Annotated in this window: 10 protein-coding genes and 1 pseudogene; 8 read left to right on the top strand and 3 right to left on the bottom strand. The window is 38.5% G+C overall.

Going from position 1 to position 10,080, the window contains the following annotated elements; translation table 11 throughout:
- Nucleotides 1-463 precede the first annotated feature (463 nt).
- From ddlA to Ga0466249_RS27615, 5 genes and pseudogenes are all read left to right on the top strand, one after another.
- Complete coding sequence (ddlA, locus tag Ga0466249_RS23580; protein ID WP_215831949.1) at nt 464-1,570, top strand: D-alanine--D-alanine ligase; 1,107 nt, start codon at nt 464-466, stop codon at nt 1,568-1,570.
- Between the two features lie 160 nt (nt 1,571-1,730).
- Nucleotides 1,731-1,925, top strand: a pseudogene (locus Ga0466249_RS23575) (C-GCAxxG-C-C family protein); the annotation flags it as partial.
- Nucleotides 1,926-2,211: 286 nt separating this feature from the next.
- Entirely contained in the window at nt 2,212-3,009 is a 798-nt protein-coding gene (locus Ga0466249_RS23570) for a PhzF family protein (RefSeq protein WP_215831948.1), read from the top strand.
- A gap of 117 nt (nt 3,010-3,126) precedes the next feature.
- On the top strand, nt 3,127-3,837 hold the full coding sequence (locus Ga0466249_RS23565; protein ID WP_215831947.1) for an alpha/beta hydrolase: 711 nt from the start codon (nt 3,127-3,129) through the stop codon (nt 3,835-3,837).
- A 523-nt stretch (nt 3,838-4,360) separates the two neighbouring features.
- Complete coding sequence (locus tag Ga0466249_RS27615; RefSeq protein WP_312889826.1) at nt 4,361-4,438, top strand: putative holin-like toxin; 78 nt, start codon at nt 4,361-4,363, stop codon at nt 4,436-4,438.
- Nucleotides 4,439-4,621: 183 nt separating this feature from the next.
- Here the strand turns inward: Ga0466249_RS27615 and Ga0466249_RS23560 are convergent, their stop codons facing one another.
- The 3 genes from Ga0466249_RS23560 to Ga0466249_RS23550 all read right to left on the bottom strand — a co-directional run bounded on the left by Ga0466249_RS23560 (nt 4,622) and on the right by Ga0466249_RS23550 (nt 6,482).
- Entirely contained in the window at nt 4,622-4,792 is a 171-nt protein-coding gene (locus tag Ga0466249_RS23560; RefSeq protein ID WP_215831946.1) for a hypothetical protein, read from the bottom strand.
- A gap of 169 nt (nt 4,793-4,961) precedes the next feature.
- Complete coding sequence (locus Ga0466249_RS23555) at nt 4,962-5,165, bottom strand: hypothetical protein (RefSeq protein WP_215831945.1); 204 nt, start codon at nt 5,163-5,165, stop codon at nt 4,962-4,964.
- Between the two features lie 426 nt (nt 5,166-5,591).
- Complete coding sequence (locus Ga0466249_RS23550) at nt 5,592-6,482, bottom strand: LysR family transcriptional regulator (protein ID WP_215831944.1); 891 nt, start codon at nt 6,480-6,482, stop codon at nt 5,592-5,594.
- A 122-nt stretch (nt 6,483-6,604) separates the two neighbouring features.
- On the opposite strand from Ga0466249_RS23550, the gene Ga0466249_RS23545 reads away from it, so the two are divergent.
- The 3 genes from Ga0466249_RS23545 to Ga0466249_RS23535 all read left to right on the top strand — a co-directional run bounded on the left by Ga0466249_RS23545 (nt 6,605) and on the right by Ga0466249_RS23535 (nt 10,008).
- Nucleotides 6,605-7,873 carry an FAD-dependent oxidoreductase gene (locus Ga0466249_RS23545; protein WP_246589001.1) on the top strand — a complete coding sequence of 423 codons (1,269 nt, stop codon included), beginning with the start codon at nt 6,605-6,607 and terminating at the stop codon, nt 7,871-7,873.
- 27 nt (nt 7,874-7,900) lie between these two features.
- Complete coding sequence (locus Ga0466249_RS23540; RefSeq protein ID WP_215831943.1) at nt 7,901-9,112, top strand: MFS transporter; 1,212 nt, start codon at nt 7,901-7,903, stop codon at nt 9,110-9,112.
- Between the two features lie 62 nt (nt 9,113-9,174).
- Complete coding sequence (locus tag Ga0466249_RS23535) at nt 9,175-10,008, top strand: methyl-accepting chemotaxis protein (protein WP_215831942.1); 834 nt, start codon at nt 9,175-9,177, stop codon at nt 10,006-10,008.
- Nucleotides 10,009-10,080 lie beyond the last annotated feature (72 nt).

Genomic DNA, 10,080 nt, shown 5'->3' with positions numbered 1-10,080 from the left:
AAAATCCGCTGGTCAAACTTTTAGAACAATACATTTACCACATGCTTTTATTGTTGATTATAATGAAAGATATAATAATACCACAGGTATGGGCGAATTTTCATTGCTTTTAAGACAGGAAGCAGATCAAGCAGATAAGGTAAAAGTTGAATGATTATCCAAAATTGGAGGAAGTTAAGTTGAGTTTCTTTGAAGAGTTAGATGGGGAAGCATGATGTTTCTATTAAGTTTGTAGAATTGATAGTATCATAAAGAATCTCCTGCTAAAATTTTTCATAATTTGGCAGGAGATTTCTTTAGTTAAATGGAATTTTGTAATAGAAAATTGGGTACTATGAATTGAATTTAGCGAAATTGTCCGCGCTATTATTTGATATGAATTACTAATATCTTGAATAATTAAGGGATAAAATGACTAGGTAAGAAATAGTTTGTGATGAGGAAGTATGAGGGGGATGATAGTATGAAGAAAATCAATTTAGGGATCTTATTTGGTGGTAGATCGACTGAACATGAAGTTTCATTACAATCTGCAAAAAACGTTATTGATGCACTGGATAAAAATAAATATGATATTACTTTGATTGGCATAGATAAGTCTGGACGCTGGTATTTAAATGATAGCTCTCAATTTTTGTTAAATAGTAGTAATCCAAAACTCATTGCACTTAATAAAACTAATAAAAATGTGGCACTTGTACTTGGAACCGAGAGTGAGCAGTTGGTGTGTGTATCGGATATAAAATTACGCGAAAATATTGATGTAGTATTTCCTATTCTACATGGCCCGTATGGTGAAGATGGTACTGTTCAAGGACTGCTAAAGTTAGCCAATCTTCCTTTTGTAGGAGCAGGGGTTTTAGGATCTGCTATAGGTATGGATAAAGATGTTACAAAGCGACTTTTAAGAGATGAAGGTGTTCCAATAGCTAGGTTTGTCGTCGTCCATGCATGGGAGCGTGAAAAATTCAATTTTATCAGTACCTCGCGAGAATTAGGTTTACCGTTATTTATTAAACCTGCAAACACTGGATCATCTGTTGGCGTTAGTAAGGTTGAAAATGAAACTGATTTTGAAAACGCTCTTGATAAGGCATTTGAATTTGATAATAAGGTACTAATTGAAGAATTTATCCAAGGACGGGAAATAGAATGCGCAGTACTAGGCAATGAAGTTCCGATTGCGTCGGGGGTTGGTGAAGTCATTACTCAAAGAGATTTTTATTCATACGAAGCGAAATATATAGATGAGAATGGTGCTTTACTTGAGATTCCAGCAAATATTCCCGTTAAAATAGTTGAAGCAATACAGGAGATGGCTACAAAAACATTTAAAATACTTTGTTGTGAAGGGATGGCCCGAGTAGACTTTTTCCTTACGAAGGGGAATAAATTAATTGTTAATGAAGTCAATACAATTCCCGGTTTTACAAATATAAGTATGTATCCTAAGCTATGGGAAATCAGTGGGATATCCTATAGTCAGTTAATTGATAGGCTTATTCAGTTAGCGTTAGATAGGCATGCTAGAGATAAACGATTGAAAACTTCGTTTGATGAATTATTGTGATTTAGTTCTGAGCAAGTCTATGTCGTTTGAACATATAGACATTCAATCTCATTAAGAGGATAAAAAACTGGATTAAATAGAGTTGGAAAGGGGAATTATGGAAAAATAATTAGTTGAAGAGGCAGCAAACAGGTTCAAAGAAGGTCTCTCATGTTCGCAAACGATATTTCTTACTTATGGAAAGCAATATGGGGTTGATGAGAAGACTGCTAAAACTATAGCTCGTTCCTTTGGTGGTGGAATGGGGCGTACTTGCCAAACCTGTGGGGCAGTTGACGCGTGCATGGTTATGGGATTTATTAATAATGATGATAATGAGAAATTGGCGAAGGAGAAGACTTATGCTCTTGTGTAATCGTTCTCCCGCAAATTCCAAGAAATACATGGTAATGTAAACTGTCAGCAGTTGCTAGGCTGCGACCTTGGGACTGGCGAGGGGCAGGACTATTTTAGAAGTAATAATCTTAATCAAAGGTGCACGGGCTTTGTTAAAGATGCGGCACTCATCTTGGAAGAGTTAATTAAAGATTAAAGCCTATGTTTTAGATAATGGAATCTCTTATATGAATGTTGCTGCCGATTTTTCACTCAAGTGAAAAATTCGATTTTATGTATGGGAAAATATTTTAGGAGGAATTGAAATGGGAGTTACTATTTATCAAGTAGACGCTTTTACTGAGCAACCTTATAAAGGAAATCCGGCTGCTGTTTGTCTTCTGGAAGTGAATAGAAGTGAAGAATGGATGCAGTCTGTAGCCGCTGAGATGAATTTATCGGAAACAGCTTTTTTATTTCCTGAGGGTGATGGATATAGACTCCGTTGGTTTACCCCTAAAAGTGAGGTTAAACTTTGTGGTCACGCAACTTTGGCGAGTGCCCATATTCTGTATAAGGAAAAAAGGTTACCGTTGAACTGTCAAGCTCGATTTTCTACCTTAAGTGGCTTGTTAACAGCTAGATATTATGAGAATACTGGCTTAATCGAATTGGATTTTCCGGCTACTTCTGTAATTTCTTGTGAACCGCCTTATGGCTTAGTGGAAGCTTTGGGGGTAAAACCGATTTTTGTCGGGCGTAGCGATGACGATTATTTGATAGAAGTGGCATCAGAAGATGAAGTAAAAAAGGTTGTGCCAAATTTTGTTCAATTACTTCAGGTTTCGTGCAGGGGAGTAATTGTGACTGCTTTGTCTTATTCTGACGAGTACGATTTCATTTCTCGGTTTTTTGCTCCTGCTGTTGGTGTGAATGAAGATCCAGTCACTGGTTCGGCTCATTGCCGGCTCACACCCTACTGGCAAGCCAAGTTAGGAAAAAATGAGTTTACTGCCTATCAGGCTTCAAAACGGGGCGGTTTCTTAAAATTGGCTATGAAGGGAGATCGAGTTTGTATTAGCGGAAAAGCAGTAACTATATTGAAGGGAGAATTGGTTGATTAATTATTGAAAAACAATCAATAACAAAACAGCGGTTTTCTGAGCGGATTGGTGGTAATAGGTTTTGATAGTAATAGATCATTATTGATAGAATTGTATGTGACAGGGAGAAAAACGTAAATGATAAAGACTAATTTGACGATTCAAGGTATTCCTGCAATTCTGTGGGGAGAACCATCGGATAAACTATTTATTGCTGTTCATGGAAACATGTCCAGTAAGGATGATGACGTGATTGTAGTTTTTGCAGAAGAAGCAACAGCCAAAAGATATCAGGTGCTCAGCTTTGACTTACCTGAACACGGAGATCGCAAAGATGAAAATTATGCTTGCAAGGTTCAAAACTGTGTCAGCGACCTTACTGCTATCATGGGTTATGCGCGAACTATTTCAAGTAATATAGGATTGTTTGCCTGTAGTATGGGGGCATATTTCAGTTTGCTTACGTATCGGGATTTGCCACTCGAACAATGTTTGTTTCTTTCTCCTGTATTAAACATGGAGCGCATCATAAATAATATGATGTCATGGTTCAATGTAAGTGAGGACAGATTAAAAGTCGAGAAAGAGATTGAAACGCCAATCGGACAGACACTTTACTGGGATTATTACTGCTATGTAAAATCCAATCCTATCGACACATGGGATAAGCCAACTGCGATTCTCTATGGTTCGGACGACAATCTTTCTGAGTTTGATGTAGTCTCAGATTTTGTTAAACGCTATCATTGTAAATTGCAAGTTTTGGAACATGGGGAACATTATTTCCATACTGACGAACAATTGAGATATCTTAGACAGTGGCTGAAAGATAATATTTTCACATTATGAGCAATACGTTTAGGATTGATGAATTTAAGGATTTATTTTCTAGTGCGATTAGTCCGTGGGACTAGGATAGAGCGTATCGATTGCTGGTTGATAGAATTGTGTATGATCGGGAAGAAAAAGGGGTTACGCTGGAAGTTTTGTAGAATTGAATAAAATTATTTGAAAAATGAAAGCTTCTGCTGAATTCTGTATGAATTTGGCAGGAGTTTTGTGCTAATTTGGGAATTAGAGTAATAATGGAAAAATCCTCTATTTCAATTTAGGCCGGAGTAGAGGATTGTTTATGTTAGGACATTTGTAATTGACAGTTGAGTAGGTATTTCTTATCACGTACAAAAGATCAAGTTACGGATAGTCAAAAACTAAACCTGCTATTTATCAGTAGCAGGTTTAGTTTTTGGCGTATTTAAGGCGGATGAACTTATCAAATTTTCTGCTTTTAATCTGGAAGAATATGCTATAATAATTGTACAGGCTGTCAGGGGACGGTTGGCCACACCCTTTTTAGAAAGGGGGTGGTACGATGATAACAACGTTTGAAGCAATGTATCTCATGATCGCATTTGCAACGCTTGTTGTTTTAATCATAAAAAAGAAATAACCGCCCCTAGTCAAGGTTTGCGGTTATTTCTTAATAGCTAAAATCCGGGCTAACCGTTTCCGGTCAGACAACCTGTAGGGCTGATGTGTGTCGAGCACGTCAGTCCTTTTCTTATATTATACCCAGTGAATGAAAAATATGCAACTGATTAGAAAATTGTGTTGGAAGGGCCCCGCTATTTTATCACAGCTTTTTTTCATCGTGAGCGGCGTAGTATTCTTTAAACGCAGTCTTAAACTGTACTTTTGCCCAAACGCGTAGATCGGAATCGTCGCTTTCCATTAAGTTTCTTAATATAGTTAGCATGTCTTTTAAGTCGGGGGCAGAAATGGCCGCGCTTTTTTGTTGTTGCATTTCTTTTTCTACCCCTAGAAGTATCCAATCAATCGAACAATCAAATTTTCGAGCAATAGTTTTTAGTGCTAGTGCTCTAGGTAATGATCCTCCCGTTTCCCATGTTTCAATAATAAGACAACAAACATAAAAGTATATGTTCAAAGTTTATAAAGAAAAAGCCTGCTATTTATCGGTAGGCAGGCTTTTTTGCGTATTTAAGGCGGATAAGTTCTTTGAATTCTTCAAGTCGTTCTAATGTTTCAGGTGGTAAATCCTGTAGCGAGTTATCGGTATGATGGTCGACAAGCTTTTCAATGGGAGTGCAAATATTAGTCTCTCCCAAAAGCCAAGCCGTATTGACTCCTGATCGTTTTGCAACAATTTTCATCATTTCGCTATCTGGTTCACCACGACCGTCGAGCCATCCGTTTAACTGATTACGAGTGGCTCCGTTCTGCATATTCTTCTTGGGTTAAATGGTGGTCTTGGTCTTTAGCTTCTTCATAAAGTTTGTTGAATCTTTGAGTTATCGGGAATTTGACTTATAAAAATCAAATTTTTGAAATAAGGAATTAAATAAGTCAATTTTTTATATAACTCAAGCTTGACCCCATTGTCTCCGCCGTCTCCACATTGGGGCCAAAAGAAATTCTAAAAGGATTGAGACAAAAATGAGAATCAGCCATGTATAAACAAAGCTGGTTCTCATTTTAATATTGTTAAGTGTCGAATAGTTTAATTTTTTCTTTGGTCAGAGTACTTTTACATCGTGAAAGTTCATGTGTCTGATTTCGTACCTTTCCATTTAATACAGTCTTTATAGTGCGAAGCGATCAAAAACAAATTTACAGAATGCCGTAATTGCGGGGGAATGATTATTATTCTGTGAAATAGCTAAAGCAGTAGTCCGTTTGGGGGCATTATGAATCTTTACTATTCTAATAGAAGCTTTCTTGAGTGATTTTGCGACTCGTGAAGTTAGTAAGGATACCCCTAGTCCTTCAGCTACAAGAGCTGAGATAGTTTCTACTTGGCTACTCTGATAGACAATATTAGGATTGAATCCGGCACGGTGGCATGCTTCCAAATTGACTCTAAGCATACCATAAGTTGCTTTCATACAGATATGGTTTTCATTTTTTAATTCGACTAACTCAACCATTCTTTTTTTTGATAGTGGATGCCCTTGATTGACGATTAAAACCAAATCATCGTTGATTAAAGGATAGAAGTGGATATCGTCATATTGCTCGTAGTTAGATGGTGGTGTCAGTAAGGCTACATCAATTTCTGATGTTTGTAAAGCCTCTAATAGTTGATCGCTAGCGTCTTCACGGATTTCCAAATGTAAATTAGGATAGGCTCTTTGAAATGAGGCAATAACTGATGTTAGCCCTAAAAAACCTATTATAGGAATGGCGCCAATCACAAGTTGGCCTCGTTCAACCGATATAAATTCCTGCATAGCCCGTTTAGCCAGAGTTATTTCCGTCAAGATATTTGCCGCATAAGCAATAAATTCTTTTCCGGCAGGAGTTAGACTGACAGTGCGGGTTGTACGTTTAAATAACCGAATACCTAGCTCTTCTTCAAGTTTTCCGATCTGCTGTGAGAGGGTGGATTGAGAAATGCATATTTCGGCAGCGGCGTGTGAGAAGTGATGGTACTTGACCACTGCCAAGATATATTCTAATTGATGAAGTTCCATTTAAGTTTTCCTCCCAAGGTTGGATTAATCGATGCCATAGATTAATTATATCGATTAAAAGCGTTTGTGTCGATAAAAGAAGTGTTATATATTGAAAATACAAATTAAATAGGAGGATTATTTTGAAAAATAAAAATTTGAAATATGATGTCGTAGTAGTTGGTGGAGGATCAGCCGGGATTGCTGCTGCAATAGGAGCTTCACAATCTGGGAAAAAGGTATTGCTAATTGATAGAAATCCATATCTAGGGGGGCAAGCTACTAATTGCTCTTTACCAGCGTATTGTGGATTTTTTACACAAGCAGATCCTTTTGAGCAGGCTGTGGGCGGAGTTGGACAACAAGTGTTAGAAAGGATGGGGAATTTAGGCTTTTACCAAGGACCGCGCCGGACGGCTAAAACAGGTACAGTGATTGTTGTTCTTGATGCAGAGGAAATTAAATATTCGTTGGATTTGTTTATTGCTGATTCTAATGTTGATGTATTACTTGATACACAAGTGATAGCTGCTGATCACAAGAATGGTGTTATCTGTTCTCTTGAATGCATGGATGATGAGGGAAGATTTACTGCAAGTGGGGAAGCCTTTGTGGATGCATCGGGGGAAGCAAACCTTACCGCGCTGGCAGGCGGGAAATTTACCATAGGCGATGAATTAGGGCATATGCAATCCGGGACATTGATGTTGCGTATAGGTGGTATTGAGCCTGGTACCAACGTTTATCCTGATATGGTTGCAGAAGCTGTACGTAAGGGCAAGACGGCTGGAATTACTTCTTTGACTAAAGAGCTGGGTACGGTAATACCAGCACCAGGGATGTCAGGTGACGTGATGTTTATTTTACCAGATGAGGGAGTAGACGGGCTTGATGCATTAAGTCTGACTCGCTCGGAGATATCAGCCCGCCGTCAAGCGTGGGCATATTTAGAAACTTTCCGGCGGTTTCTGCCGGGGTGTGAAAATGCCTATATTGTTCAGACGGGTCCCAGGATTGGCATTCGTGAGACCCGTCATATTATTGGTGAATATATTCTCACGTCAGAGGATGTTTTAAAAGCCAAACGCTTTCCGGATGCTATCGCCAGAGGGGCTTGGCCTGTGGAGTCACATCCACAACCAGGTGGTCCCAATGTCTGGCAATCGATTTGTGATCATTCTTACTACGAGATTCCCTTACGTTGCTTAAAGGTTCAAGGCGTAAGAAATCTTTGGGCGGCAGGTCGAATTATTTCCTGTGACTCAGTGGCATTTTCCTCTGTGCGAGTAATGGGAACTTGTTTTGCTACAGGGCATGCCGCTGGTGTTGCCGCAGCTTTAACTTCCCAGAGTAATCATATTGAGACGGAGGCTGTACGTAAAGAGCTGCTTTGTCAAAAAGCAATTATATGATAATTAAGATGAAATGGGGTATAAATTGTGAAAATTAAGAATGTTGATATTACTGGAATGCAAATCGGAGTTTTAATTATAGTCTGGTTAGCTTTTTTATTGTCTTTCGTTGGTAGATTGGCATGGCCACCCATTATGCCTTTAGCAGTTAAAGATTTAGCAATGACTGCTAAAGATGCAGGAAGTTATATGACAGCATTTTATATCGGCTACGTATTAACCCAACTGCCGGGTGGTTTGCTAGCGGATCGTCTTGGTTATCGTAAAGTTATATTATGGTCTTTCATTTTAATGGGCCTTTTTACTGCGCTAATGGGGACTATCCAGTCATATGAGCAAGGATTTATATATAGAATTTTAGCAGGAGTTGGGTCAGGTGGGGTGTATTCAGCATGTGTTCGAGCTATTTTTGACTGGTTTCCTGGTAAAGGCCGCGGCACTGCGATGGGATTCTTTTTTACTGCTTCATCTCTAGGAGTGACCGTTGTTAACTTATTTGTTCCTACTATTGCTAATTCCCAAGGTTGGAAGGTTTCCTTTATTATATCGGGCGTCCTGTCTATTATTGCTTTAGTGTTCGCTTACTTTATTTTGAAGGAGCGTACAAGTTCATTAGGAAGCAAGCAATCTCAAAAAGCAGCAAAATTTTTTACAGATATAGGAATGTTGTTGAAAAACAGAGATTTAATGATTACAGCTTTTGTAGGTTTTTGTGCCATGTGGGCGACATGGGGCACAGCCACCTGGGCTAACACATATATGCATAAAGCATTGCATTTTTCTTTAGTGGAAGCTGGCGTGGTTATGTCTATATATGGTATTGCTGCACTACTATGTAAACCTGCTGCTGGTATTCTTACAGATGTTTTTGGAAAAAAGAAAAAGATACTGATCTTTTGGATGATCATAGTATTCGCTCCACTTTTACTTTTTTTTGGAATCAATACAAATATTACATTTGTGTATATTACTGCTCCCTTTCTTGGCATTGCAGCTTTTTTATATACTCCTGTTTTGAGCGTTTTTGTTGGAGAACTAGTAGAATTGCGATTGGTAGGATCGGCTACAGGATTAGTAAATACAATCTGGCAATTAGGTTCACTTTTGTCTCCATTGGCGGTAGGTATGGTCCTTGATGCCACAAACAATTATGTATTTGCTTTTGCTACATTGGCTGCAGGACCGCTTATCGGAGCGTTAGTTATTTTGACTGTGAAGGAAAAGAAAAAGGAAGATTAAATTACAAAATGTGGTCTAGTAACGGTAATGGCAGTAACTTTAAATACTAAGTGGGAGGGTATATGAACAGTCAGGAAAATCAAGATATTTTTGAAAAAATCAAATTTACTATGCCTCTGGTACAGAAGATATTAAATCATGAGATCGGTGTGGCTCTTACTGATCGGGAAAAAGTTCTTATGTATATACCTGCAAAAGACCATGACTTAAAGGTTGAGGTTAACAGGAAATTGCGAGAAGGAACAGGTTTATATAAGGTAATTTACGAAGATATACCTTATTTTGTGGCGCGGCTTGCTCATCCCACTGGTGTAAATTATATAACAAAAGTTAGAGCGGTTCATAATCAAGACGGTGAAATCATTGGAGCGTTGTCTATTACGCAGTCAATTCAACGTCAAGAAGCTTTGAAAAAGGTGGCGAGGGAGTTATTAAACGATATTAGTTTGCTAGCCAGTACTAGTGAAGAGATATCAGCTCAGTCGCAAGAAATAGCAAGTGTTGTTCAAACATTAGAGAAAGTTACTGAAGAATCGCAGGTTCGAGTCAGCGAAACAAACCAAGTGTTGGGTTTTATACAAGATATTGCCGGACAGACTAATCTATTGGGACTGAATGCGGCGATAGAAGCTGCGAGGGTTGGTGAGCAGGGACGCGGATTTGGTGTTGTTGCGCAAGAAATTCGCAAATTGGCGAACAGCAGCAACGCCTCAATTGCAAAAATTAGTGCCATATTGGGCGCCATTCAGACGGATAGCAAACTTAATTATAGCCAAATAAGACAAATCGAAGAAGGGATTATTCAAGTCTCGGATGCCATCACTCATATGGCTGATGCAACTCAACATCTTAGTCCGACGGCACATCGGCTGGAGGAACTGGCAGATGCATTTTAAAATGAGGCGATTTGTAAACCTTTTAAAGAAGTTGCCTTCTGGGATAAATTCGCAAAATAACTATATAAGAGA

It is taken from the genome of Pelorhabdus rhamnosifermentans (genome assembly GCF_018835585.1).
GTDB lineage: Bacteria > Bacillota > Negativicutes > UMGS1260 > UMGS1260 > Pelorhabdus > Pelorhabdus rhamnosifermentans.
The sequence above is the reverse complement of the archived record's forward strand: the minus strand, read 5'-3'. Positions and strand labels throughout refer to the sequence as shown.

Bases quoted from the DNA above. Each gene is read 5' to 3' on its own strand.
- ddlA (WP_215831949.1), top strand. From the start codon at position 464: ATGAAGAAAATCAATTTAGGGATCTTATTTGGTGGTAGATCGACTGAA.
- Ga0466249_RS23570 (WP_215831948.1), top strand. From the start codon at position 2,212: ATGGGAGTTACTATTTATCAAGTAGACGCTTTTACTGAGCAACCTTAT.
- Ga0466249_RS23565 (WP_215831947.1), top strand. From the start codon at position 3,127: ATGATAAAGACTAATTTGACGATTCAAGGTATTCCTGCAATTCTGTGG.
- Ga0466249_RS27615 (WP_312889826.1), top strand. From the start codon at position 4,361: ATGATAACAACGTTTGAAGCAATGTATCTCATGATCGCATTTGCAACG.
- Ga0466249_RS23560 (WP_215831946.1), bottom strand. From the start codon at position 4,792: ATGCAACAACAAAAAAGCGCGGCCATTTCTGCCCCCGACTTAAAAGAC.
- Ga0466249_RS23555 (WP_215831945.1), bottom strand. From the start codon at position 5,165: ATGATGAAAATTGTTGCAAAACGATCAGGAGTCAATACGGCTTGGCTT.
- Ga0466249_RS23550 (WP_215831944.1), bottom strand. From the start codon at position 6,482: ATGGAACTTCATCAATTAGAATATATCTTGGCAGTGGTCAAGTACCAT.
- Ga0466249_RS23535 (WP_215831942.1), top strand. From the start codon at position 9,175: ATGAACAGTCAGGAAAATCAAGATATTTTTGAAAAAATCAAATTTACT.